Origin of the sequence: Agrobacterium sp. AGB01, from assembly GCF_014851585.1 — a bacterium.
In the GTDB taxonomy this organism is placed as follows: domain Bacteria; phylum Pseudomonadota; class Alphaproteobacteria; order Rhizobiales; family Rhizobiaceae; genus Agrobacterium.
The window spans coordinates 1249255-1274492 of the sequence record NZ_JACVAB010000001.1 but is presented as its reverse complement, the minus strand read 5'-3'; the positions used below and the strand labels follow the sequence as shown (position 1 = coordinate 1274492).

The window sequence follows — 25238 nt, the reverse complement described above, 5'->3', positions numbered from 1 at the left end:
TACCGTCAAAAATAGCTGTAACAAAATGTGACATTTTAAAGATAGCCCAGTAAATAGGGCTTTTCGCGGGTTCACGTGCAGTAAGGCGCTGTGGACAATGTTTCAGCAATCCACGCCAAGTATCTGAAATTTATAGCAGGTTTTGCTTTCCCCGTTTTCCACAGCCTCCCCACACAATATCTTGTGGTTAACAAGAGGTTGCAAACTAAGGCTTGACGGAATCACTGCAAATCTCGAAAGTAGCAAACATGTTGCGGCGGTAACTGAATCGGTGAACGAGGCCGGTTCTTTTCAGTTTCAGTACACGCGTTTGTCTGCGTTTCGGCCATGAGAGGCATGGAGCGTGAGACTTTTTGTGATCTGAATTTACCGCCGGAAATATGATGCGGGGACTGGTAGCAAGAAACTGTTAATACTATATATAGTATGCTTGCAGCCGAAATCACCACGAGATACAGGATGCCCATCTACGGATGAACATCCCATTCAGATCGGCAACACCCGGCTGCGCGCGATAACGCGAAGTCGGACCGGATTATTGCGCCCCCTTGACGGGCGCCAATTGGACGAGGAACGAACACAATGCGCATTGAACGCCGCTTCACGAAGCCAGGCCAGACGCCTTACGCGGACATCGACTTCCGCAAGGCCGTCAGCGAAATCAAGAACCCGGACGGTTCTATCGTTTTCCGTCTGGCGGATATCGACGTTCCCACGCAGTTCAGCCAGGTTGCGACCGACGTTCTGGCGCAGAAATATTTCCGCAAGGCCGGCGTTCCGAAGTTCCTGAAAAAGGTTGAAGAGAACGACGTTCCGTCCTTCCTGTGGCGTTCGGTTGCCGACGAGAAGGCCCTGAAGGAACTGCCGGAAGGCGAGCGTTACGGTTCTGAAACAGATGCGCGCCAGGTGTTTGACCGTCTGGCCGGTACATGGGCCTACTGGGGCTGGAAGGGCAAATATTTCTCGTCCGAAGAAGATGCTCTCGCCTTCCGTGACGAGCTTGCCTACATGCTGGCCAGCCAGCGCGTTGCACCAAACTCTCCACAGTGGTTCAACACCGGTCTGCACTGGGCCTATGGCATTGATGGTCCTGGCCAGGGCCACTTCTATGTTGACCCCTTCACCGGCAAGCTGACCAAGTCCAAGTCATCTTACGAACATCCGCAGCCACATGCCTGCTTCATCCAGTCCGTTGAAGACGATCTGGTCAATGAAGGCGGCATCATGGACCTGTGGGTGCGTGAAGCCCGTCTGTTCAAATACGGCTCCGGTACCGGTTCCAACTTCTCGTACCTGCGTGGCGAAGGCGAAAAGCTCTCCGGCGGTGGCAAGTCTTCCGGCCTGATGAGCTTCCTCAAAATCGGTGACCGCGCAGCTGGCGCCATCAAGTCCGGCGGCACGACCCGCCGTGCGGCCAAGATGGTGGTTGTTGATGTCGACCACCCGGACATCGAAGCCTATATCGACTGGAAGGTGAAGGAAGAGCAGAAGGTTGCTGCCCTCGTTACCGGTTCCAAGATTGTTGCCAAGCACCTCAAGGCCATCATGAAGGCCTGCGTGAACTGCGAAGCCGACAATGGCGATTGCTTCGACCCTGCAAAGAACCCTGCCCTGAAGCGCGAAATCCGCGCTGCCAAGAAGGATCAGGTCGCAGAAAACTACATCAAGCGCGTTATCCAGTTTGCCCAGCAGGGTTACAAGGACATCGAGTTCAAGACCTATGACACGGACTGGGATTCGGAAGCCTACCTGACCGTTTCGGGCCAGAATTCCAACAACTCCGTTTCGCTGAAGGATGACTTCCTGCGCGCCGTTGAAAATGACGGTGACTGGAACCTGACGGCACGCCGCGACGGCAAGGTCATGAAGACCCTGAAGGCACGTGACCTGTGGGAAAAGATTTCCCATGCCGCATGGGCATCGGCTGACCCAGGCCTGCACTTCAACACCACCATGAACGACTGGCACACCTCGCCAGCTGCGGGCCCGATCCGCGCGTCCAACCCGTGCTCGGAATACATGTTCCTTGACGACACGGCCTGCAACCTCGCCTCGCTGAACCTCATCCAGTTCAAGGATGCGGCCACCAAGCGCATCAACATTGCAGACTACGAACACGCCGTTCGCCTGTGGACCGTTGTTCTCGAAGTGTCCGTGATGATGGCGCAGTTCCCGTCGCGTCAGATTGCTGAACGGTCCTACGAGTACCGCACACTCGGTCTCGGCTACGCCAATATCGGCGGTTTCCTGATGTCTTCGGGCATTCCGTATGACAGCGATGAAGGCCGCGCCATTGCCGGTGCGCTGACCGCGATCATGACCGGTATTTCCTACGCCACGTCGGCTGAAATGGCTGGCGAGCTTGGTCCGTTCCCGGGCTTTGCACCAAACCGCGACAACATGCTGCGCGTTATCCGTAACCACCGCCGCGCCGCCCACGGTCTGGCCTATGGTTATGAAGAACTGTCGGTAAATCCGGTTGCCCTGATCCACGCAGACTGCACCGACCCTGACCTCGTCACACATGCCATGGCAGCGTGGGACAAGGCGTTGGAACTTGGTGAACAGAACGGTTACCGCAACGCCCAGACCACCGTTATCGCGCCAACTGGCACGATCGGCCTCGTCATGGATTGCGACACCACCGGTATCGAGCCTGACTTTGCGCTGGTAAAGTTCAAGAAGCTGGCTGGCGGCGGTTACTTCAAGATCATCAACCGCGCTGTTCCGGAATCCCTGCGTTCGCTCGGTTACACCGAAAGCCAGATTGCTGAAATCGAAGCTTACGCTGTCGGTCACGGCAACCTCAACCAGGCACCGGCCATCAACCCGACCACGCTGAAGGCCAAGGGCTTCACCGATGAGAAGATTGAAGCCGTCAATGCTGCCCTCAAGAGCGCGTTCGACATCAAGTTCGTGTTCAACCAGTGGACACTCGGTGCGGACTTCCTGAAGGACACGCTGAAGGTTTCCGACGAGCAGCTGTCCGACATGAGCTTCAACCTTTTGGAGCACATCGGTTTTGCCAAGAAGGACATCGAAGCAGCAAACGTTCACGTTTGCGGTGCGATGACCCTGGAAGGTTCACCGTTCCTCAAGAACGAAGATCTGGCCGTGTTCGATTGCGCCAACCCATGTGGCAAGATCGGCAAGCGTTACCTCTCGGTAGAATCCCACATCCGCATGATGGCGGCTGCCCAGCCATTCATCTCCGGTGCGATCTCCAAGACGATCAACATGCCGAATGATGCAACGGTTGAAGATTGCGGTGCAGCTTACATGCTGTCCTGGAAGCTGGCGCTGAAGGCCAACGCCCTTTACCGCGATGGTTCCAAGCTGTCGCAGCCGCTCAATTCCTCGCTGGTTGAGGATGAGGACGACGAAGACGCACTGGAAGAGCTGATGCAGCAGCCACTTGCGGCACAGGCCGTCACCATCACCGAAAAGATCGTCGAGCGTGTTGTCGAGCGTGTCAGCCGCGAGCGTGAAAAGCTGCCGAACCGCCGTCAGGGTTACACCCAGAAGGCTGCTGTTGGTGGTCACAAGGTTTACCTGCGCACCGGCGAATTCGGTGACGGTCGCATCGGCGAAATCTTCATCGACATGCACAAGGAAGGCGCTGCTTTCCGTGCGATGATGAACAACTTCGCCATCGCCATCTCGCTCGGCCTGCAATATGGCGTGCCACTGGAAGAATATGTGGAGGCCTTCACCTTCACCAAGTTCGAACCGGCTGGCATGGTCATCGGTAACGACGCGATCAAGAATGCAACCTCGATCCTCGACTACGTGTTCCGCGAACTCGCCGTGTCCTATCTTGGCCGTCACGATCTGGCCCATGTCGACACGTCGGACTTCTCCAACACGGCACTCGGCAAGGGCATTCAGGAAGGCAAGACCAACCTGGTATCCACTGGCTGGACCCGCGGTTACAAGCCAACGCTGGTTTCCAACAGCGAACGCGCCTCCTCCGAGCCGAAGGGTGCAGCAACAGCGGCGCCTGCGCGTGCCTCGGCAAGCGTGACCTCGTTCAGCGGCAGTGCCGTGCGCAAGCTGGAAGTGGCAACCGCCGTTTCCACCTCTGAAATCGTCGCCTTCAAGCGCGATTACGAAGAGCGCGCCAAGGAACTGGCGGAAGAGATTGCCGAGGAATCGCTGGCAACCGAGACCGAACAGGCAGCAACAGCCCTCTTCTCCGACAAGGCCGCTGCCGACGCAGCATCAGCCAAGACGGAAGCCAAGAAGGTGGAAAATGAACGCCGCATGCGCTCGATTGCCCAGGGCTACACCGGCAACATGTGCTCCGAGTGCCAGAACTTCACCATGGTGCGTAACGGCACCTGCGAGAAGTGCGACACATGCGGCGCGACAAGCGGTTGCTCCTGAGAAGAGTAACTGAGAGCTGGCGCTATGACTATTCAAAAGCCCGAGGATAACATCCTTGGGCTTTTGTCATTGATGGCTATGAGAAACGTCAAAGGAGCACGCGCGTACAGTGGTCCACAAAAACAACAAAGCCGAGACTTGGCGGTCTCGGCTTTGAATTCCACGAATAAGCATACGCTCTTCGTGGGGCGAAAAGAAGCTCTTCACCCTGTAGCAAGGTCATTTTACGGAGAGTCTTTCTTTGAGTCGAGTTGGGCGTGGCATTTATCCAAAGCGCCAAGCGCAGAAAGATCCGCTTATGTCTGAAAAAGTGATCAGTGCACACAAGTTTGTAGAATACGCTTTCGCAAGTCCACAGAAGCGTGTGACAATCATAGAAAGTGCCTTACTGCCGCCGACATATATTTTGGATACAAAGTATCCTGATATTGAAAGAGCAACTGGCAATTTTCTCTTGTCAGGTTGTACTGATCAAAACCGCTTAGTAGCGCTAGACCAAGCATATCAGAAACTGGATGCTTATAGTGATCATCACGAGCAGCGTTTATTGAATGCAATGGATGCTATCTCACACATAACAAATATGCATTGGCCTTTAGTCTCAACTTCTGACGTTGAGGGACTAAATGGGTTACCAACTGATATGGAGATCGGCGGAATTATCGTCCGCGTAAAGCCATCTGTAATCCTAAAAAGAAACCAAAGTGGCTTCAAACATCCGTTTATCGGAGTTGCCAAAATATACTTTGGGAAAACTCAACCACTTCGCTCAGCTGAAAATGCAGAGAGAGGCGTCCTGTTTGCCACTCTCCTGCATTGGTTCACAGAAGAGGCCTTAGACTTTATTGGCAGCTCTGATCCCAAGATGTGTTTTGTCGCAGACATATTCGATGAGCAAACGCACTTCGCAGCATCACGTTACAAACAAAGACGGAAACAACTTGAAGCTCTCGCATTAGAAATTGCGGATCGGTGGGAACACATCTCCGATCGATTACAATCGAAGGAACAAAAGCGAGATCAATTCGCAGGCAAGAAATAAACGACGTTGATTAAACGCTGCAGAAACAGCTTCTCTCAAGATTATTGGAGCCCGGAGTTGAGCCGGGCTTTTTTTGGTTTTGGATTGGGGGTGATTGTGGTCTTCATCGGTCGTGCAATTGGGTTCGCTGATGGCTCCACAACTCCATCGTTCCTATATTTGCTGACGGTGCCCCAACCTCCCTCTTCCCTGTGCTCGTCACAGGGATCCAGGCCCATCCCCAGTCTTGGGGATGACAAGGCCCTTTCCGCCGCGCAGACGCGCGTCGGCTGGATGCCTGCGACAAGCACGAGGCATGAGGGCTGGGTGAAATTACTGTTGGAGCCAGACAATAAGCGTTGTAGGGGCATTGGACCCCTCACCTGAAAAATCTATGACTTAGCTTTGCTAAGACCATGATTTTTCTTCCTCTCCCACAAGGGTAGAGGTATGGGCGCCGAGTTGCGCTCCGATCTCCCTCATTCCCGCACTTGTTGCGGGAATCTAGTCATCCCCAATCTTGGGGGTAGAGTCTCTTCGTCACGCAGACGCGCGTCGGCTGGATGCCTGTGACAAGCACAAGGCATGAGGAGCATTTGTTGAGCCGTCAACGTCAAACAATTGACGGTATGCACCCCCCACCTTGATGATTGACAAAACAGATGCACAGGCATAATCGAAAGTCATCAGATGACTTTATGATTAGATCATGCAGAACCTTGAAAAAATAAGCCTGACGGAACGCGCTATCAACGCCATTCGCAGCGAGATCATCGCCGTGCGCTGGCAGGTTGGTGAGAAGCTGCCCAACGAGACCACCCTGTCGGAGATGCTGTCGATCAGCCGCGGCACGGTGCGCGAAGCCGTGCGCGTTCTGGTGGCGCAAGGGTTGCTGGAGACCCGCCAAGGCTCCGGCACCTATGTGCTGTCAACCACAGACATGGCGGCGCCGCTGACACAGGCACGCAGGGCAAGCCTGCGCGACCAGTTCGAGGCGCGTTGCGCGCTTGATGTCGAGGCCGCACGGCTGGCCGCCATCCGCCACACACCTGAGATGATTACCGAACTGCGACGCCTGCTGGCCGAGCGCGGCAATTATTCCGGTGGCGACAAGGCACTATTCATTGCCCGTGACCTGGCGTTTCACCGGGCGGTGATAGCGGCGTCGTGCAATCAGGCGATGATCGAAATCTACAATTTCTTCTCTTCCTCCATCACCGAGACCATTGAAGCGACGCTTGATGAGGAGGTCCCTGAACCCGATATGCAGGCCCATGCCGACATTGTCGATGCCATAGAAACGGGCGATCCCGACAAGGCTGCCGCCGCGGTGCGGCGCTTTATGGCGCCCGTCTTTTCCACCCTTGATCGATTGCTGCTTTCATGAATTCTCATTCCCCTACCCCAGCTCACGCCACTGCCGCTCATCCTGCGCAGACGCTTGAAAACACGCTTGCCGAGACACTGGAGCCGCTTGGCGAAACCCTTGTAGATGCCGAGGTAGACATTGTTCCGCCGCCGGCACCACCGGCATTCAGCACAATTGGCCGTGTCATTCTTGGTGCCAGCCTGGTGCTGATTGCCTTTAACCTCAGACCGGTGTTTTCCAGCGCCTCTGCCCTGCTGCCGGAAATACGCTCCGAGCTTGGACTGTCTGCTCTTGGTGCCAGTCTGCTGACTACGCTTCCCGTGGTTTGCCTTGGTGCATTTTCGCCTTTTGCACCGCGCTTGGCACAGCGTTTCGGTTCCGAATGGACACTGCTTGGCGTATTGCTGCTGTTGTCGCTTGGCACCGCCTTGCGCGGTCTGTCTTCAATGCCGCTGCTGTTCATCGGCACGGCACTGGCTGGTGCCTGCATTGCCGTTGGCAATGTGTTGTTGCCGGGTCTGGTCAAACGTGACTTCCCCAAACAGGCAGCCCTGATGACCGGCCTTTATACCATGGCGCTGTGCGCCGGTGCGGCGGGTGCGGCCGGCCTGACCCTGCCACTGGAAGCCATGCTTGGCGGTTCGATGAATGCCGCCCTTGCGGCCTGGGCGCTTCCGGCACTGGTGGTTGGTGCCATCTGGCTGCCGCAGGTGTTCATGGTCAAGCGCGGTGCGGTGCGCACCGGCTTTCGTGTGGAAGGCCTGTGGCGCGACAGGCTGGCGTGGAATGTCACCCTGTTCATGGGATTGCAGTCGGCGTTGGCCTACAGCGTGTTTGGCTGGCTGGTCCCGATCCTCAGGGATCGCGGCCTTGACGGTGTGACCGCCGGTGCCGTGGTATCAATATCGGTCATGGTGCAGGCCGCCGCCTGCCTCGTTGTTCCCCATATTGCCGTGCGTGGCAAAAACCAGTCCATAATCAACGTCACGCTGTGCGCATTGGCAGTTGGCGCCCTGATCGGCCTGCTGTTTGCGCCGCTTTCGACCGTGTGGATCTGGGCGGTCATTCAGGGTGTCGGCCAAGGTGGGTTGATTGCAGCCGCCATGACGGTGATTGTGCTGCGCTCCGGTGATGCACATATTGCCGCCCATCTCTCGGGTATGGCGCAATGCGTGGGTTATCTGCTTGCGGCCACCGGACCTCTGATTGTCGGTTTCATCCGCGGCTGGACCGGCAGCTTTGCTGGCTGCGCCATCCTGTTTGTGGTGATTGGCACCATCGCCGCCATCAATGGCTGGTTTGCCGGACGCAATGGTCATGTGGGCGCCAGAAGTGTGTCGACCTGAAAACTAATGATACTATGGAGCGTGCCTCACACTCCCTCTTCCCTGTGCTTGTCACAGGGCCCCAGTCATCCCAAGTCTTTGGGATGAAAAGACCCTTTCCGCCGCGCAGACGCGCGGCGACTGGATGCCTGTGACAAGCACAAGGCATGAGGAAAACCAGCGTCCTCAAAAAGCCGGGGTTGGTGACGCCGCCCTAAAATGATCCCGCAGCGTTTCGGTTTCATATTCGTGGCGATAGAGGCCACGCTTGCGCAGAATTGGCACCAGCTCGTCTGCTATAACCGGCAGACCATCGATCAGCCGATCCGGCTGCAGGTTGAAACCATCGATGGCGCCGGCATGGAACCAGTCCTCAATGTGGTCGGCCAGCTGTTCCGGCGTGCCGACAAACCCGGCATGACCCGACCCGGTGTAACGGGTTTGCTTGAGATATTCACGCACCGTTGGGTTGGTTTTACGGATTTGCGTGATGATGGATTCACGAAAACCGATGCTACCAAGAAAGGTCTTGGCGTCCTTGATCGGCCCCAGAACCTCATCGGGAAACGGTTCGTCCAGTTCCAGTTTCGAGGCATCGTAACCGATGGCCTGTGACAGCCAACCGATGGAATAGGATGCCGGACCGGCGTCATGGATTTCGTCACTGCGGCGACGGGCTTCCTCTTCCGTGCTGCCGAGGCTCAGCAACAGACCGGGCAGAATTTTCACATCATCCGGCGAGCGGCCGTTATCGCGGGCAAATCCCTTGACCAGACGATAATGCTCGATGGCCTGCGCCTTAGTCAGTTCCGCGGCAAACACACCTTCGGCGATGCGGCCTGCCAGTGTGCGGCCCTGCGGCGAGCCACCGGCCTGGAAAATAATCGGTTGGCCTTGTTTGGATGGCGGCACACGCAGGCGCCCAGAAATATCGAAGAACTCGCCGTGGTGATCAATGTCGCGCCCGTCAGCCGCAGACGCCCACAGCGCCCGAACGACATCGACAAATTCGCTGGCCCGTTCATAGCGGTCATCGCGGGCTGGAATGTCTGAAATGCCGAAATTGCGGGCCGCCGGAACGCCACGGGTTGTTACGACATTCCATGCCGCACGTCCACCCGTCTGGTGGTCCCAGGACAAGAAGCGCTCGGCCAGTTCAAACGGATCGTTGAAGGTTGAAGACGCCGTTGCCACCAGACCGACACGAGAGGTCGCGGCCGCCACATGCCCCCAGTTGACCGACGGTTCCAGCCGTACCGGATTGGCATCATAGGCCGGGTCACCGAGCAGCGGACCGTCTGCCAGAAACAGCGCGTCCAGCGTGCCACGCTCTGCGGTCTTGCCAATATTTTCCCAATAGGCTGGATCAATGAAGGCATCCTTTTCCAGCAATGGGGTTTTCCACGCCGCCGGAAGATATCCGAGAACCAGCACGTTGATGCCGAGCAGGACGTGGCCAGATCGTTTGTTTGTCATCTGAAATGTCTCCCAATACCGTCTACAGAGAGACGTGAGGTTTTGGCGCCGGAAACGCGGGGCGCACCGTCGATGGCAGCGGTCGTGGCGCCGAAAGGTTGAGGGCGTCTCGGAGCGAACCGCCAGGCGCGGTTGGTGCAAAACCATCCGCCAGCCAGCGCTCGGCGACATCCAGCAACTCCCGCACCGATTGATCGTTGCCTGCTTTCAACACGACACCGGACACAGCATCGGTGGGAGGCGTCTCTCCCAGGGAAACGACATGCACGGTACCTGCGCCACCCAGCACCAGCTCAATCGGGTTATCTTCTCCCGCTGGCGGTGCATCCGCTTTCGTATGGCCATACCAGGCGATGACGGAGGCACCGGTTTGTGGCTCCGGCGCGTTGAGCGGCCCGGCAATCGAAAAGCTGTTGGCGATATCGACATGCACGATACGATCTGACTGTACGAGAATGCCGCTATCGCGATCACCGATGATGGAATCATGCGGCCAGCTTTGCTCCAGAGCCCGCACGGCAACGGCTGTGTCATAGGCTGTCTTTGCATTCAGCTGTGCGCCACCGCCAAGCCCTGCCCCGCCCCATGCCGGAGCATCTTTTGGACCCTCCGGTGCATAGGCATCGCGAATGCCGACAAGCAGACCACTGCGCCCGCCGGAGAGATGGGCAAGCGACGCGACACGACGTGCCAGATTATAGGGGTGGTCCCGTTGTGGCGCGGCGGCAATCAGGAAACGGCCGTTTTCGGTCGCGCCTGCCAGTGTGGCACCGGCAGCACTGCTGGCCAGGGTGACGGATGCAGGTTCGCTGCCGTCAATGCGGTCGATGCCAAGCACCGTGAATGCAACGGGCAAGGCATCCCAACGCGACAGCAGTTCACGGCTGCCGGTCAGTTCAAGCAAATGCGGCCCGGCCAGTGCAAGGGCAAGATAGGGTTTCGTCATTGTGCCACTCCTCAGTTGCCCTGCCCGCCACGACCAAGCCGCGCGATGCTCGACACCGGGGACTTGTCGTTGACCAGATAGTCACCGAGGATGCGCGCCTTGTAGGCAACCGGATTATGCGACGCCAGAGTGCGGGCATTGCGCCAGTGGCGGTCAAGCGCGGTTTCCTCCGATGTTGCCGAGGCACCAAGCGCGTTGAACACATGGGTGGCGGCATAAAGCGTGCTCTCGACGATGGCGATCTGCGCCTGCGCAACAGCCACTTCGCTTGCCGTTGCGCGCTGGTCACGCAATTCGACATTGCCCACCGCATGGGCGGCGGCAATCAGGTCAAGCGAACTGGCGGCACGGCGAAGTGCCGCTTCAGTCGTAAAGGCCCGCACCGACACTTCACCGATAACCTGCAGCAACTGCGCATCCTGTGCGGGCACCGGATCAAGGCCCTGCGGGTAATTGCGGCCGCGGGATTTGAGCGCCTTGATACCATCGCGCAGCACAGCACGGGTAATGCCGGTCAGAACGGCCAACAGCGCCGTCTGGTAAAAATGCCCTTGATAGACAACACGTTCGCTGGCGGGAAAGACATCCCCCTCATGCGCCACGACATCCTTGTAAACCGCACTGCCGCTGGCCGTCGTGCGCTGGCCAAAACCAGGCCAGTCATCCGTCAGTTCAACGCCAGGCTGGTGGCGGTTGACGAGTGTGGTGATCAGCGTGCCTTCGGCATCCTTGCCGATGACATCCAGCCAGTCGGCATAAAGGCTGCCGGTGGCATAAAACTTCGCACCGGAGACCCGGTAGTGGTCATCGGTTTTGGTGACCGTGGTCTTGATGGTGGCGTAGGTGCCGTTATTGGCTTCCGTCCAGCCGCCACCGACAAATTCACGGTCGCGGAAACGCTTCAACCAGCGCTCATTGGCGGCAGATGGCCGTGCATTCAGGCGGTCTTCGACAAAGGCCAGATGGTTGCGCCAGATATGGGCGACATTGGCATCTGCTTCTGCCAGCAGGGCCAGCAGGTAAAACACCTGTTCCAGCGAAGCGCCAAAACCGCCAAACTCCATTGGCACACGCACCAGAGCGAAATCGGCATCCTTCAGCCATTGGACCTGTTCAAAGGGAAAGGTGCGGTTGCGCTCACGCTCAATACTGCCTTCGGCAATACGGTCAAACACCGGCTGGAAGCGCTCGACAAGCGTCTCTTCCCGGGCAGTTGCGGGGCGCAAATAGGTGCGGGAAAGCGTTGCATCCACTGCGGTCATGTCATTCTCCTTCATGATGGCGCAACATCAGGAAAAGATGCTGCGCAAATGTCTGTTGTGTTGGCGACGGGCCTTGAAGGCCCATCTGCATAATTGTCGGGTTTGAGCGGCACGGGCTGCCATCAGCGCGTCGAACAGGACTGGACAGGTCACGCGGCGTCACGCCGGATCACGCCATTGCGCGACCAGATCAACGGTCAGGGTGCACACCACGAAGACGGATGCGGCAAAGATCGTCGTACCGATGACCAGCGGGAAATCGCCATCCAGCGCAGCTGTGATCGCCATGCGCCCAATGCCGTCGAGGCCGAAGATCGTTTCGGTGACGATGGCGCCACCCATGATGACGGCAAGCTCAAGCCCACCCAGCGTGATGATCGGATTAAGGGCTGCCTTCAACGCGTGCGACAGGTAGATCCTGCCTTCACTCAAGCCCTTGGCACGGGCGGTGCGGATGTAATCCTGGCCGAGCACGTCGAGCATGCCTGCCCTGACGATGCGCTGGAAAATGCCGATTTCGGCAATCGCCAGCGTTGCCCATGGCAGGATGAGGTGCCTTGCCCATTCCAGCGGATTTTCCGTCAACGGCACGTAACCACTGCTCGGAAACCAGCCGTAGCCGTGGTTGGTCAGTTGGTAGAAAAAGAAATAGGAGATCAGGATGCCGCTCAGAAAGGTCGGAATGGACAGGCCGATATAGGCGAAAAAGGCCAGCACATGGTCAATGAAGCGGCCATGCCACCGGGCGGCGACAACACCCGAAATGATCGATATCGTCATCCAGATGACCAGCGCACCAAGTGCCAGCGAGATCGTCACCGGCACCTTGGCCAAAATGAGGTCGGTAACCGGTGCCTGTTTGCGGAAGGAAAAGCCGAGTGCTGGCGGCCAGTGCATCAACCCCATCGGCACGCCTTGAATGTCCGGCCCGCGGAACAGGTAATACCACAGCTGGTCATACCATGGTTCGTTGAGACGCAGCGCCCGCGCCACGCCGTCTATGGTTTCCTGCGTGGCGTTGCGCGGTGCCAGCATGGCGGCCGGATTACGGTAGGCAATACGGGTGATGAAAAACGACAGGATCAGCACGATGACGAGTGTCGAGGCGGACCGAAACACGGTGGAAAGAAGGTTTCTGGTCATGGATTACAAACGCCTTTGATGCGGATCGAGCACGGTTCTGAGCCCGGAACTCATTGTATTGAAGCCGACCACGGTGAGAAAAAGGGCAAGTGCGGGGCCGGCCAGAAACCAGGGCTGGTCCTGATAAAGCGAGGTGCGCTGCGCCTCGGCAATCATGTTGCCCCAGCTTGGCATCGGCGCCTGAATACCAACCCCGAGAAAGGACAGCGTCGCTTCGGCCACGATGTTGGCCGGAAGCTGCACGGCCCAATAGACCAGCAAGGTCGGCAGGATGTTGGGCAGGATATCGAGACAGATGATGCGGGCTTTTGAAGCGCCAGAAACCAGCGACGCCTCAATCATCGGGCTGGAGCGCAGTTCCAGAACCATGCCGCGCGTCAGGCGGGCAAAGTAGGTCCAGGAAAACAGCGCAATAACCAGAATAACGACAATCACAGGCGAAATTACCGGCATGCCCTGCTCGCCCCTGTTCAAAGACAGCAGGCTGAGCGCCGTGACAACAAACGGAAACGACATGGCGACATCGATGGCCTGACTGACAATACGGTCGACGCGACCGGCGAGAAAACCACTGATCATGCCAATCAGCGTTCCGATGATCATCGCGGCCGTGGTGGCGGGAATGCCGACCAGCAGTGAAATCTGCGCGCCGTAAAGCGTGCGCACAAACACATCACGACCGTTGCCATCTGCCCCCAGCGGAAAGGCCCAGGATGGTCCAACCGGCAGGCCCATCTCATCCAGCGCCACATCCGGAAACAGGTCAGTCGGGCCATGCCCGGTCAGATAGGCGGCCAGAGGTGCCAAGACGGCTGCCACCAGCACGGCAAAGACGATAATCGCGCCAACCCGCACGCTGCGTTCAAGCCACAAGACAGCGGCAAATTCCGGCAACCAGTGACGGCGCGGTGCCTCTTCGATAACATCAACCGACATAGGACACGGCCTTCACCACGGTATTGACGGGTTGCCGTTTGCCGCCGGGCATCGAGGCCAGCAAACGCTTTGTGTAGGCGTGCTCTGCCCGCTCGAAGATGCGCCTTGTCGGGCCGGCCTCGACGATATGCCCCTTCTCCAGCACAATGACGCGGTCGCACAATTCACCGACCACACCGAGATCGTGCGAAATGAACAGGAAGGAAATCCCCAGCCGGTCGCGCAGGCGACGCAGCAGTTCGACGATCTTGGCCTGTGTGGTGATATCGAGCGCCGACACCGGCTCATCCGCCACGACAAGCGACGGGCGCGAAGCAATTGCCCGTGCAATGGCCACCCTTTGCCGCTGACCGCCTGAGAGCTGTGAAGGGAAACGCGTGGCAGTGGCCTCCGGCAGTTCCACCTCTGCCAGCAACTGACGGACTTGCTGGCGCAGGCGTGTGCGGTCCCGTTCACCGGCAATCACAAAACTGTCGCCAAGAATGGCTTCAACGCTTCGCCTGGGGTTGAGGCTGGCGTAAGGGTCCTGAAAAACCACCTGAATGTCGCGGCGTGCTGCACCGGTCAGTGTGGTCGGCCGCCCAGCCCTTGCGTAATTAACGCCGGACAGCGCAATGGAGCCATCATCGGGCCGGTCAAGACCGGCAATCAGCCGGCCAATGGTTGATTTTCCCGACCCGGACTCACCGACCAGCCCTAGAATTTCGCCCTTGGCGATCGAAAACGTCACGTCCTCCAGCACCGGTTGGCCTGCAACGAAAGAACGGCTGAGACCGTCCACATCAAGCAGCGACTGGGCGGAGCTGACGACCGGTGGCTGCGTATAATTTCTGGGACCGTCCAGCCGCGCCGCACTCAACAATTCGCGGGTATAGGCATGTTTCGGTGTGGTATAGATTGCATCTGCAGCGGCACGTTCGACCACAAGACCGTCCCGCATCACCACCACATCATCGGCGATATCGGACACGACAGCCAGATCATGGCTGACGAAGACCAGTGCGGTAGCGTGCCTCTCCTGCAGACGTCGCAGCAGATCAAGAATGGATGCCTGAACAGTGACGTCGAGCGCCGTGGTCGGCTCATCGGCAATGATCAGGCCGGGGTTCAGCGCAATGGCAATGGCAATCATCACGCGCTGGCGCATACCGCCCGAGAGATGGCGCGGATAATCATCCAGCCGCTTTTCCGGGTTTGAAATTTCAACGTCGTGGAGAAGCGCGAGGACACGCTCGCGCTTCTCCTTTTTGCCGATGGATCGGTGCGCCGATATCGCCTCACCGATCTGGTCGCCAATCGTCTTAAGTGGATGAAGGTTGCTCAGCGGGTCCTGAAAGATAAAGCCGATCTCGGCCCCTCTTATCTTCCGTAACGCCGCCGGTGACGCGCCCAGTATCTCCCGCCCCCGGTAGAGAACACTGCCGCGAACCTTTGCCGAGGCTGGCAGGAGACCAGCTGCCCCCAGCAGGCTGGCACTCTTGCCCGATCCGGACTCACCGACGATTGCCAGCGTCCTTCCCGCTTCGACATCAAATGATACGCCTCTGACCGCCTCGACGGTGCCAAAACGAACCTGCAAATCGTGAACGGAAAAGACGCTCATCGGACTAGTTCTTCACTGCAATGTTGGTGATGTCGGCCTGAACAGCCAGCGACGACCATGCCCAGTGGGTGATGCGATCAGAGGTGATCGCAATCTTGCGCTTTTCAAACAGCGGGATCCACGGAATGTCTGCAGAGACGATCTTGTCGGCCTTGGTCCAGATCGGACCTGGATTGTCAGACGGGAATGCCTCAGCTGCCAGCTTGTTGAGTTCGGCATTGCTGTAGCAGATCGAATTGACGTTGCCTGTGCCGCATGGCGAGGCATCCGAGTTCAACCAACCGCCGAGAAGCATACGGGTGCTTGGACCCTGCCAATCTGGCGCAAACTGGCCACCAAGCGAGATGTCCCATCTGCTTTTGGCATCCTGAATGAAGGCGTACCACTGGGTCGGTGGAACCGGGATCAGGTTCAGCTCGATACCTGCCGCCGCCACATCTTCCTTCACCGCAACGGCAATCGCCTCAAACTGGGCTGTGGTGCGGTAGATGGCATCAAACTTCACGCCATTGGGATAACCAGCCTTGGCAAGCAATTCCTTGGCCTTTGCCGCGTCACCCTTGTTGCCTTCGGTTGGATAAGGATCAAACGCCTCATAACCGAGAATTGTCGAGGTGATGATCTGCGACAGGGGCACGGCGGCAATCGGGCCACCCTGAACCTGCACGAGGTGGGCGCGGTTAACGGCATAGGTCAGCGCCTGGCGCACTTCCGGCTTTCTCAACGCATTGGCACCGTCGCTCTGTGCTTCCGGGCGAGCATTAAAGGTGATGAAGTTGGCCGCGCCGCTGTTGGACGAATGCAGCTGTTCCGCCTTCTGGGTCTGGAAACGTCTGATCGCGGTTCTTGGCGGTGTGTCGAGATAAAGCGAAAGATCCGCCTCACCTGCCTCGATCTTCTGGACGATGCTGTCTTCGCTATTGGCAGTAAAATCAACGACGATCTCATCGACATAGGCTTTGCGGGCCTCGTCACTTTCCGGCTTGAAGTTCTTGGCCTTTTTCAAAACCAGCTTCTGGCCGTCCTGATAGCTATCAACGTAATAAGGACCGCTGGACGGGAAGTTCTTGCGGAACTCGGCTGAGTCAGGGAAATATTTCGACGCGACTTCCGGTGGCAGTGGAGACACGAAGTTCATCGAGAGAATGTTGAGGAAGTCGTAGTTCTTGGAATCCGACTTGATGACCAGCGTCTTGTCATCAGGGGCGCTGACGCCAGAGATTTCGTGGGCGTCGATGAAGGCTTTGGTTGCAGCGAGATCACCGGTCGGAACCTTGGCAAATTCTTCGCAATAGGCCTTGAAGCCCGAGATCGCCAGGTTGAAGTAGTTGATGGCGGCGACCTGCTTGTTCGGATCACAGAAGCGCTTGATATTGTAAACGAAATCGCCTGCTACAATCTTGCGGTCAATCGGTCCGGAAAAGAAGACGTCGTCTTTCAGATGAAAGGTATAGGTCTTGCCTTCGTCAGACACGTCCCAGGACTTGGCAAGGTCAGGCACCAGCTTGGTATCGTCCTTTATGTCGGTGGATGCGCCGGGATAGGTGACCAGCTGGCGAGTAACCGCACGCAAGATTTCCCAGGAATCCGTGCTGTAACCGGTCAGCGGATCAAACGCATCGAGATCCGCCTGCAGGGAAGCAATACGCAGCGTACCGCCATATTGCGGCTCACTTGCCAGCGCCTGTCCCCCAAGCGCAACGATAATGGCAAGGCTCGACGCAACACGTCCCAGTGCCGAGCGGTGAGAATGAGATTTCATCGGAATAACCTTAATTGATAATGTCTATAATATTTATAGATTTTAGACATTCCGAGAATGTTGCAAACTTCCAAACTTCTCGGCTCAGGGGGAAATATCTGCCTGCTTAATAAGCAATCTGCGGAATAGACTTCCGCCCTGCCCATTCCGCGCTCAGTACGCATGCGTCAAAACTGCGGATCATCAGATGACGAAAATCATGCCGGGTCGGTGCCTGGCGATAGAAGATTTTCATTTATAGGCAAAAATTTAGAACAGACATGCCGCGCCTTCCACTCGTTTATGTAGCATATCTATAAAAAGTATAGAAATTAAGGATTCTGGACTAATGGCACGCAGCTGGAGATCATTTACGCTTGGGTTAACCGGGGCACTTGTCGGCGCCGCATTATCGTCGGCAGCCTTTGCAGCTGAAAGTGGAGGAACACTGAACCTGATCGTCCAGCCGGAACCCATCTCGCTCAATCCCGGCATCAACCGCCTGGGTCCGGCGACCTTTGTCGGCAACAAGATCTACGATTCGCTGCTTGGTTATTCGGCCAAGGAGATCGCCCCTGTTCCGCGGCTGGCGGAAAGCTGGGAAATCTCCGCCGATGGCAAGACCTATACGTTCAAGCTGCGCCCCGGCGTTACCTGGCATGATGGCGAGCCCTTCACATCAAAGGATGTCGCCTTCAGCATCGGCGATTTCCTGCCAATACAGCATGCTCGCTCAAAAGATCTCAGCGCCCAGATCGACCACATCGAAACGCCTGACGATCTAACAGTCGTCTTTACCCTCAAGGCACCCTACCCGGCCTTCCTCTGGTCGCTCAACGTGGCAATTGTTCCGGCCCATAAATATGTCGGCGTTACCGATCTGCGCACCGCGCCTGCAAATTCCGAATTTATCGGCACCGGCCCGTTCAAATTCTCGGAGTGGAACAAAGGCAGCATCATCCGCCTGGTTCGCAACGACAAATATTGGGATGCGGGCAAACCCTATCTTGATGAAATAGACTTCCAGATCGTGCCGGATGCGAATTCTCGCGCCATTGCGTTTGAAACGGGACAGGTCGATGTACTTCGCTCGGGTGACGTCGAAAACTTCGACATTCCCCGCCTCTCGGCGCTTGAGGGTGTTGCGGTCAACGAGGGTGGCTGGGAGTTCCTGCAGCCAATCGGTTACGTGCACATCAACAACCGCAATCCGGTTCTTGCCAACCAGAAAGTTCGTCAGGCCATCACACAGGCGATCGATCGCGACTTCATCATCAACACCATCTTTGCGGGTTACGGCAAGACTATCAACGGCCCGTTCTCCAGCCTGTCGGCCTACAAGGACACAAGTGTCGAGACGACCTATCCTTATGATCCAGAAAAGGCCGCCGCTTTGCTGGATGAGGCAGGATACAAGGCTGGTGCCGACGGTACACGTTTCACCCTGAAGCTGGTGCCTCTGCCCTATGGTGAATTGTGGTCACGGCAAGCGGAATATCTGCGCGAGGCGCTGGGTGCCGTTGGCATCAAGGTGGATATCCAGTCCGTTGATGTTGCAGGCTGGTTCAAGCGCCTGACCACCTTCGATTACGATATTGCCCAAAACTTCGTTTACACCACTGCCGATCCGGGAATTGGCATTTCCTACGGCTATAAGACGGTCAAGGGCGACAATGCCGGCAGCACCGGCGGTAACATCAACGGCTATTCCAACCCGGAAGTGGATGCCCTGCTCGATCAGGGTGCGCATGAGCAGGATGACGCCAAGCGCAAGGAAATCTACTCCAAGGTCCAGAAGATCCTGTCGCAGGATGTGCCGATGGTTTGGACCCACGACATTGTCTTCCCGACGCTCTATCGCGACAAGGTTCAGGACCTCATCACCACGGCGCTCGGCACCGATGACAATTTCGCCAATGTCTGGCTGAAGAAGTAATGGCGGCAAGGCAAAACACAGCGCAGGGGCACCTCCCTGCACTCGGAGGCCGGTCGGCACTTGCCGCCTATGCCATTGGGCTGCGGCTTTCCAAGGCGCTGTTGACACTGCTGTTCGTGGTCATCGGCAGTTTCCTGCTGTTGCGTCTGGCGCCAGGTGATCCGGCGCTCATTCTGGCCGGCGACCAGGGTGGCAGTGACCCGGCCTTTGTCGAGGACCTGCGCCGTCACCTCGGACTGGATGGGCCGGTTTATCTGCAACTGTGGAAATATCTGCAGAGTGTCGCGACATTCGATTTTGGACTGTCCTATCGTGACCAGCGACCGGTGATTGACATCGTGCTTGAAAAAGTTCCGGCAACGCTTGTTCTGACGATCAGCGGTTTTCTGTTCTCGGTCGTCCTCGGCGTGACACTGGGTGCCCTTGCGGCCAGAAAACCGGGTTCGGCGCTGGATGGCGTCATCACCACGATATCGGTGGCGTTTTTTGCCATGCCGATGTTCTGGGTCGGCCTTGTCTTCATCATCATCTTTGCCGTCAAACTCGGCTGGCTGCCATCCTACGGCATGGAAACACCCGCCATCGCCTCGCAAGGCGGATGGCCAGCCTTTGTCAATCGTCTGGCCCATATGGTGCTGCCGGTGCTGACGCTTGGCCTTTTCCATATGTCGATCCACGCCCGGGTGTCGCGCACCGCACTACTTCAGGTGTCCGGCATGGATTTCATTCGCACTGCGCGGGCCAAGGGTCTGTCGCCCTGGCGCATCTGGCGTGACCATCTGCTGCGAAACGCCCTGCTTCCGACGATTACCATAGCCGCCTTGCAGGCTGGCCAGCTGATTGGCGGTTCGATCCTTGTCGAGACGGTTTTTGCATGGCCGGGCATTGGCCGGCTGGCCTTCAACGCGCTGACCACCCGTGACTACAATGTGCTTCTTGCCGTGTTCATCGTGTCGTCCTTTGGGGTGATCCTTGCCAATCTGATTGCCGATGCTGCCTACCGACTGATTGACCCGCGCCTAGACCGGGAGGGAACGGTATGAACTTTTGGCCAAACCATCCCCTGCTCAGACCGCCTGTGATCTTCGGTTTTGTGGTGCTGGCCGCACTGGCATTCCTGGTGATTTTTGCAGACCTGATCTACCCCGGCGATCCATGGCGTATGGTCGCCCGGCCAAACCTTCCGCCCTTATCACCCGGTTTCCCGGCCGGTACGGATATGCTGGGGCGTGACCTGACAGCCGGTCTGGTACATGGCAGCCGGGCAACGCTGGCCGTGGCTGTCAGTGTCGTGGCATTTGCCGTCAGCCTTGGTGTGACGCTTGGGCTGCTGGCCGGTTATTTTGGTGAGATTGCCGACGAGCTGATCATTCGCATCACCGAGTTTTTCCAGACGATCCCCGGTTTTCTGCTGACGATCATGATCGTTGCCATTCTCTCGCCAACCCGCTGGACGGTGGTATTTGCAATCGCCCTCATCTCATGGCCGCCCATCGTCCGCATTGTGCGGGCCGAAGTGTTGTCGATACGGCGTCTCGACTGGGTACGAGCGGCGCGGGTCAGTGGCCTGTCGCATCTGCGTATCGCCATTTTGCATGTGCTGCCAAATGTGCTGCCACAGGTGGTGGTGCAGGCCTCACTGCTGATTGCAGGCGCTGTGATGATTGAATCCGGCATCAGCTTTCTTGGGCTTGGCAGCCGCGATTCCGTATCCTGGGGTTTTCTGCTGGCCTCTGGCCGTACCTCGTTCAGCGTCAACTGGTGGCTTTCCACCCTGCCGGGGCTGGCAATTTTCCTCACCGTTCTGGCCTTTAATCTGGTTGGTGACGGGCTGGAGCGCTGGCTGGACCCCAAACATGCCGGGAGGCATCAGCCATGAGCCAGAAACACCTCCCGCTTGTTGCCATAGACAGGCTCAATATCGCCCTCCCCAGGGGGGCAGACCGATCACTTGCGGTTTCCAATGCAACGGTGTCGATTGAACGCGGCGAAGTGCTGTGCATCGTGGGTGAAAGCGGTTCAGGCAAATCGGTTCTCGCCTCCGCCATTGCCGGCCTGTTGCCCGGCGACACATTGAAGGTCACCGGCGGTGCCCTGTCCTTTGATGGGCAAGACGTTCTGTCTCTCAATGACGTGCAACTGCGCAAACTGCGTGGCGCGCGCATTGGCTATATTTTTCAGGAGCCGATGACCGCCCTCAACCCGCTGTTGACGGTTGGTCGGCAGGTGGCGGAAACACTTGAAGCCCATGGCTTTCCGGCACCAAAAGACAAGGTCGCCGCACTGTTTGCGGCCATGAAACTGCCTGAGCCCGACAAGATCGGCCAGCGATATCCGCATGAACTGTCTGGCGGCCAGCGGCAGCGGGTGGCGATCGCCATGGCGATTGCCTGCGAACCGGAACTGCTAATCGCCGATGAGCCGACCACGGCACTGGATGTTACCACCCAGTCCGAAATCCTCAGGCTTATCCTTGATCTGCGTGCGAAACGCGGTCTTGCGGTGCTGTTCATCACCCATGACTTTGGTGTGGTTGCCGACATTGCCGACAGTATTGTGGTGATGCAAAACGGCGAAATCGTTGAGGCTGGCAGTGCGGCCGATCTGTTGGCGCATCCACAGCACCCCTATACGCGCCGGTTGCTGGCAGCTGTGCCTGACCTTGATGACAAAAGACATCGCCCACCGGTCAATGGTTCGGTGCTGCTTCAGCTTGACAGCATCCGCAAGACCCATGCCGCCCCGCGTCGTCTGCTACGCGCAGCACGTGAACCGGTGGCAGCGCTTGGTGGCGTTGACCTGCTGCTGCGAGAGGGTGAGACGCTTGCTTTGGTCGGTGAAAGCGGTTCCGGTAAATCAACGCTCGGTCAGGTCATTACCGGGCTTATTGAACGGGATGCCGGCACCTTCCGGTTTGCCGGAGAGGAAATCGTCAGCGCCAAAGACCTGTTTACCCGTGAGCGGCGGCCACTGGTGCAGATGGTGTTTCAGGACCCTCAGTCTTCGCTTAACCCGCGCCACAGCATTCGCCGTATCCTGACGGAAGCTGTCCTGCATTTCGGGGCCAGCAAGGATGATGCAGAAGCGCGGATGAACGAGCTTTTGCAACGGGTGGGCATCGATGTGCGGTCAGCCGACCGCAAGCCGCACGCCTTTTCCGGCGGCCAGCGCCAGCGTATCGCGCTGGCGCGTGCCTTGATGTTGCAGCCGAAACTGCTGGTGGCCGATGAACCGGTCTCGGCCCTTGATGTTTCGGTGCAGGCGCAGGTTCTGACGCTGCTGACCGAACTGCAAAAGGACCTTGGCCTGTCGATGCTGTTCATCACCCACGACCTGCGCGTTGCCGCCTCGATTGCCGACCGGATTGCGGTGATGCAGCGCGGCCAGATTGTCGAGGTTGCTCCCGCCGACGCGCTCGTTCGCGCGCCAAAATCAGACTATGCCCGCGCCCTCATCGCTGCCGTACCTGGCCGGCGTGAACAGGCAAACCACCGGGTTCCTTCCTTCACACAACGAGACTTCGCATGACACATAACAGCATTTCATCAAGACGGAAGCGACCTTCATCGGTCGCTTCGGAGACCCGGTCATGAGTGGCAAAATTCATCTGCACTGGTATCTGCCAACCAATGGCGACAGCCGCGGACTGACTGGTTCGGGCAATGACAGCCACCTTATCGACTTTGCCGGCGGTTACCGCGCCCCCACCCTCGCCTATCTCGGTGAGGTCGCACGGGCAGCAGAAGCCCAGCCCTTTCACGCTGTGCTGACCCCAACCGGCACATGGTGCGAAGACGCGTGGATTGCCACCGCTGCCCTGTCCGCCGAAACAAAACGGCTTAAATTTTTGGTGGCCTTTCGCCCCGGTCTGATTTCGCCGACCCTGGTTGCGCATCAGGCCGCTACCTTTCAGCGGGTGACGCAGGGTCGTTTGCTGCTCAACGTGGTGACCGGCGGCGACCGTTTTGAACAGGCGCGGTTTGGCGACCACCTTGACCACGATGCACGCTACGAGCGGACGGCCGAGTTCATTCAGGTGCTGCGCGGCGTTTCCGACGAGAGCGCCCAAGAGCCGTTTTCGTTCAAGGGCAAACATTACGATATCCGCGAAGCGCGCATCAATGCGGCCCCTTACGGGCTGCCGCAGATCTTCTTCGGTGGCGCAAGCGGCGCAGCAACCGAAGTCGCCACCTCGCATTCCGACGTTTATCTGGTCTGGGGACGCCAGCCGGAAATTGAGGCCGACAACATCAAGAAGCTGAAGGCACAGGCGGCGGCGAAGGGTCGCGACCTTAAATTTGGCATTCGCCTGCATGTGATTTCCCGCGACACCGAAGATGAGGCATGGGCGGTGGCCGACAAGCTGCTCGGTTGGGTTTCCCCTGATCAGGTGGCAAACGCCAAAAGCCTCGCGGCAAAATCGGAATCCGTCGGCCAAAGCCATATGACGGCGCTGCATGCCGAACGGGATGGCCTGCCAAAATCAGCCCGCGAACTGCAAATCCATCCCGGTGTGTGGTCCGGTTACGGCCTCGTGCGCGGTGGCGCAGGAACCGCGCTGGTCGGCAGCCATGAACAGGTGGCGGACCTGATCGAGACCTACCACAAGGCAGGGTTTGATCATTTCATCTTCTCCGGCCAACCGCATCTGGAAGAAGCATGGCATTTTGGTGAAGGCGCTGCCGCCCGCCTGAAATCCCGTGGTCTTCTGGCGCCGGTGTCGTGATGTAGAAATTGGTGTCCTGCCCTGACAGGACACCAAAGACGGCTGCGCATTGATAATGCTGTGCGCAGGCGTTGCTGCTTTCAATTTTCGGGATACCCCACATGACTGAACAGACCCGCCCCATAGAGGTTCGCGCCCTTACCAGCACGCAAGAAAAGCGACAGGCCTTTGCCCAGTTTCGTCAGGCCATGCTTGGCATTGGCGACATTGGTCACGCCGATGCGAAGGCCGAAACCGCCTATCTGGAAAGCGGTTCACCGCTCGGTGGATTTATCGACGGTGAACTGCAGGGTGTGGTCAATGGTTATGGCGGTTCTGTTGCCCTACCCGGAGGCAATTACGTCAGTCACCTTGCGGTGACGCATGTTGGCGTCGCGCCGACCCAGACACGCAACGGCATTGCCCGTACGCTGTTGAGCAAGCAGTTAAAGCGCGCCCATGCCGAGGGTTATGTGGTGGCGGGCCTGCGCGCATCTGACGCCCGGATCTATGGACGTTACGGATATGGCATCGCCTCCTGGGCAGTACGGCAGAATGTTGACCTTGCCAATGGCGGGCGACCACGACCAGAGCGGCGCAAGGATTTGCGCGTGGTTGATGCCTATGAGAGTTTCGACCTGTTCCGGAGGGTTGCAGCTGCAGCGCCCTCGCCACGTTCTGCCAGCCTGCAACGCTGGGACGGCTGGTGGAAAATTCAGGAGTTTCGCACCCGACGTGCATCCACCCCGCATCATGCCGTGGTGGTTGGCGCTGAAGGGGCGGAACGCGGTTATATCCGTTTCCATATTCAGGCAACGGACAACTGGTTTACCTCAACGCAGCGCACGGCCATTGTCGATGATCTGATCGCTCATGATGATGATGCCTGGCGAGCGCTGCTCGGCCATGTGTTGTCGCAGGACATTCTGCACAAGGTCATTTTGCCATCACGTCCGGTCGATGATCCATTGCCGCGGCTGGTTGAAAATCTGCGCGCCGTGCAGACCTCGGAGCTGCGTGATGAAAGCTGGATACGCCCACTCGATCTTCATAAGTTGCTGAACGCCCGTTCTTACGACAGCAACGCCCGTGTGGTGATAGAGGTCACCGATCCGCTGATCGCAGACAATAATGGCGTGTGGACGGTTGGTGCAGATGGCGCGGCAAAATCGAGTGAGACACCAAAGATCAGCCTGCCAATCGACACGCTCACGGAACTGGTGTTTGGCGCATCCCCGGCCTGGTCACTGGCGGCGTCCGGCCGCTTGCATGGAGAACGCGCCGATATCGACGCGCTCGACAGGGTCTTTGCGACCGAACAGAAGCCACATTCGGGCATCTCATTCTGAGGGAATACAGCGCAAAATGCGCGGGGCCTGAGTCCGTTTT

Annotated in this window: 17 protein-coding genes; 10 read left to right on the top strand and 7 right to left on the bottom strand. The window is 57.9% G+C overall.

The genetic code is table 11. The annotated features are described in order from the left end of the window. Nucleotides 1-582: 582 nt before the first annotated feature. The 4 genes from IB237_RS06005 to IB237_RS05990 all read left to right on the top strand — a co-directional run bounded on the left by IB237_RS06005 (nucleotide 583) and on the right by IB237_RS05990 (nucleotide 8122). A complete protein-coding gene (locus IB237_RS06005) occupies nucleotides 583-4386 on the top strand; it encodes a vitamin B12-dependent ribonucleotide reductase (protein ID WP_192487647.1) in 3804 nt (1267 codons plus the stop codon). Nucleotides 4387-4684: 298 nt separating this feature from the next. Beyond that, nucleotides 4685-5428, top strand: a complete 744-nt coding sequence (locus tag IB237_RS06000; RefSeq protein ID WP_192487646.1) for a hypothetical protein — start codon at nucleotides 4685-4687, stop codon at nucleotides 5426-5428. A 688-nt stretch (nucleotides 5429-6116) separates the two neighbouring features. Next, on the top strand, nucleotides 6117-6794 hold the full coding sequence (locus IB237_RS05995; protein WP_192487645.1) for a FadR/GntR family transcriptional regulator: 678 nt from the start codon (nucleotides 6117-6119) through the stop codon (nucleotides 6792-6794). After that, complete coding sequence (locus IB237_RS05990; RefSeq protein ID WP_192487644.1) at nucleotides 6791-8122, top strand: MFS transporter; 1332 nt, start codon at nucleotides 6791-6793, stop codon at nucleotides 8120-8122. Before IB237_RS05995 ends, IB237_RS05990 begins: the two co-directional genes overlap by 4 nt. Before the next feature lie 165 nt (nucleotides 8123-8287). Here IB237_RS05990 and IB237_RS05985 read toward each other — a convergent pair whose 3' ends face one another. From IB237_RS05985 to IB237_RS05955, 7 genes are all read right to left on the bottom strand, one after another. Beyond that, entirely contained in the window at nucleotides 8288-9577 is a 1290-nt protein-coding gene (locus IB237_RS05985) for an NtaA/DmoA family FMN-dependent monooxygenase (protein WP_192487643.1), read from the bottom strand. A gap of 22 nt (nucleotides 9578-9599) precedes the next feature. Next, nucleotides 9600-10523: an LLM class flavin-dependent oxidoreductase gene (locus IB237_RS05980; protein ID WP_192487642.1), complete on the bottom strand. Its 924-nt coding sequence runs from the start codon at nucleotides 10521-10523 to the stop codon at nucleotides 9600-9602. 11 nt (nucleotides 10524-10534) lie between these two features. Then, entirely contained in the window at nucleotides 10535-11785 is a 1251-nt protein-coding gene (locus IB237_RS05975; RefSeq protein WP_192487641.1) for an acyl-CoA dehydrogenase family protein, read from the bottom strand. A 159-nt stretch (nucleotides 11786-11944) separates the two neighbouring features. Further along, nucleotides 11945-12928: an ABC transporter permease gene (locus IB237_RS05970; protein ID WP_192487640.1), complete on the bottom strand. Its 984-nt coding sequence runs from the start codon at nucleotides 12926-12928 to the stop codon at nucleotides 11945-11947. A 3-nt stretch (nucleotides 12929-12931) separates the two neighbouring features. After that, nucleotides 12932-13864 (bottom strand): ABC transporter permease, encoded by a 933-nt coding sequence (locus IB237_RS05965; RefSeq protein WP_192487639.1) that lies wholly within the window; start codon nucleotides 13862-13864, stop codon nucleotides 12932-12934. Next, the gene (locus IB237_RS05960; RefSeq protein ID WP_192487638.1) at nucleotides 13854-15467 is read right to left on the bottom strand and encodes an ABC transporter ATP-binding protein; all 1614 of its coding nucleotides are present in this window, start codon (nucleotides 15465-15467) and stop codon (nucleotides 13854-13856) included. The genes IB237_RS05965 and IB237_RS05960 overlap by 11 nt, the downstream gene beginning before the upstream one ends. 4 nt (nucleotides 15468-15471) lie before the next feature. Continuing rightward, entirely contained in the window at nucleotides 15472-17229 is a 1758-nt protein-coding gene (locus IB237_RS05955) for an ABC transporter substrate-binding protein (RefSeq protein WP_192487637.1), read from the bottom strand. Nucleotides 17230-17557: 328 nt separating this feature from the next. Between IB237_RS05955 and IB237_RS05950 the strand changes: the two genes are divergently transcribed. From IB237_RS05950 to IB237_RS05925, 6 genes are all read left to right on the top strand, one after another. Beyond that, nucleotides 17558-19144, top strand: a complete 1587-nt coding sequence (locus IB237_RS05950) for an ABC transporter substrate-binding protein (protein ID WP_192487636.1) — start codon at nucleotides 17558-17560, stop codon at nucleotides 19142-19144. Next, nucleotides 19144-20187, top strand: coding sequence for an ABC transporter permease (locus tag IB237_RS05945; RefSeq protein ID WP_192487635.1), 1044 nt, complete (start codon nucleotides 19144-19146; stop codon nucleotides 20185-20187). Before IB237_RS05950 ends, IB237_RS05945 begins: the two co-directional genes overlap by 1 nt. Then, a complete protein-coding gene (locus IB237_RS05940; protein ID WP_192487634.1) occupies nucleotides 20184-21023 on the top strand; it encodes an ABC transporter permease in 840 nt (279 codons plus the stop codon). The genes IB237_RS05945 and IB237_RS05940 overlap by 4 nt, the downstream gene beginning before the upstream one ends. Then, nucleotides 21020-22672 carry an ABC transporter ATP-binding protein gene (locus IB237_RS05935; RefSeq protein WP_192487633.1) on the top strand — a complete coding sequence of 551 codons (1653 nt, stop codon included), beginning with the start codon at nucleotides 21020-21022 and terminating at the stop codon, nucleotides 22670-22672. The genes IB237_RS05940 and IB237_RS05935 overlap by 4 nt, the downstream gene beginning before the upstream one ends. 61 nt (nucleotides 22673-22733) lie before the next feature. Beyond that, nucleotides 22734-23870: an LLM class flavin-dependent oxidoreductase gene (locus IB237_RS05930; RefSeq protein ID WP_192487632.1), complete on the top strand. Its 1137-nt coding sequence runs from the start codon at nucleotides 22734-22736 to the stop codon at nucleotides 23868-23870. A gap of 101 nt (nucleotides 23871-23971) precedes the next feature. Next, nucleotides 23972-25198, top strand: coding sequence for a GNAT family N-acetyltransferase (locus IB237_RS05925; protein ID WP_192487631.1), 1227 nt, complete (start codon nucleotides 23972-23974; stop codon nucleotides 25196-25198). Nucleotides 25199-25238 lie beyond the last annotated feature (40 nt).

Coding starts and splice junctions, on each gene's coding strand:
- IB237_RS06005 (WP_192487647.1), top strand. CDS start 583: ATGCGCATTGAACGCCGCTTCACGAAGCCAGGCCAGACGCCTTACGCG.
- IB237_RS06000 (WP_192487646.1), top strand. CDS start 4,685: ATGTCTGAAAAAGTGATCAGTGCACACAAGTTTGTAGAATACGCTTTC.
- IB237_RS05995 (WP_192487645.1), top strand. CDS start 6,117: ATGCAGAACCTTGAAAAAATAAGCCTGACGGAACGCGCTATCAACGCC.
- IB237_RS05990 (WP_192487644.1), top strand. CDS start 6,791: ATGAATTCTCATTCCCCTACCCCAGCTCACGCCACTGCCGCTCATCCT.
- IB237_RS05985 (WP_192487643.1), bottom strand. CDS start 9,577: ATGACAAACAAACGATCTGGCCACGTCCTGCTCGGCATCAACGTGCTG.
- IB237_RS05980 (WP_192487642.1), bottom strand. CDS start 10,523: ATGACGAAACCCTATCTTGCCCTTGCACTGGCCGGGCCGCATTTGCTT.
- IB237_RS05975 (WP_192487641.1), bottom strand. CDS start 11,785: ATGACCGCAGTGGATGCAACGCTTTCCCGCACCTATTTGCGCCCCGCA.
- IB237_RS05970 (WP_192487640.1), bottom strand. CDS start 12,928: ATGACCAGAAACCTTCTTTCCACCGTGTTTCGGTCCGCCTCGACACTC.
- IB237_RS05965 (WP_192487639.1), bottom strand. CDS start 13,864: ATGTCGGTTGATGTTATCGAAGAGGCACCGCGCCGTCACTGGTTGCCG.
- IB237_RS05960 (WP_192487638.1), bottom strand. CDS start 15,467: ATGAGCGTCTTTTCCGTTCACGATTTGCAGGTTCGTTTTGGCACCGTC.
- IB237_RS05955 (WP_192487637.1), bottom strand. CDS start 17,229: ATGAAATCTCATTCTCACCGCTCGGCACTGGGACGTGTTGCGTCGAGC.
- IB237_RS05950 (WP_192487636.1), top strand. CDS start 17,558: ATGGCACGCAGCTGGAGATCATTTACGCTTGGGTTAACCGGGGCACTT.
- IB237_RS05945 (WP_192487635.1), top strand. CDS start 19,144: ATGGCGGCAAGGCAAAACACAGCGCAGGGGCACCTCCCTGCACTCGGA.
- IB237_RS05940 (WP_192487634.1), top strand. CDS start 20,184: ATGAACTTTTGGCCAAACCATCCCCTGCTCAGACCGCCTGTGATCTTC.
- IB237_RS05935 (WP_192487633.1), top strand. CDS start 21,020: ATGAGCCAGAAACACCTCCCGCTTGTTGCCATAGACAGGCTCAATATC.
- IB237_RS05930 (WP_192487632.1), top strand. CDS start 22,734: ATGAGTGGCAAAATTCATCTGCACTGGTATCTGCCAACCAATGGCGAC.
- IB237_RS05925 (WP_192487631.1), top strand. CDS start 23,972: ATGACTGAACAGACCCGCCCCATAGAGGTTCGCGCCCTTACCAGCACG.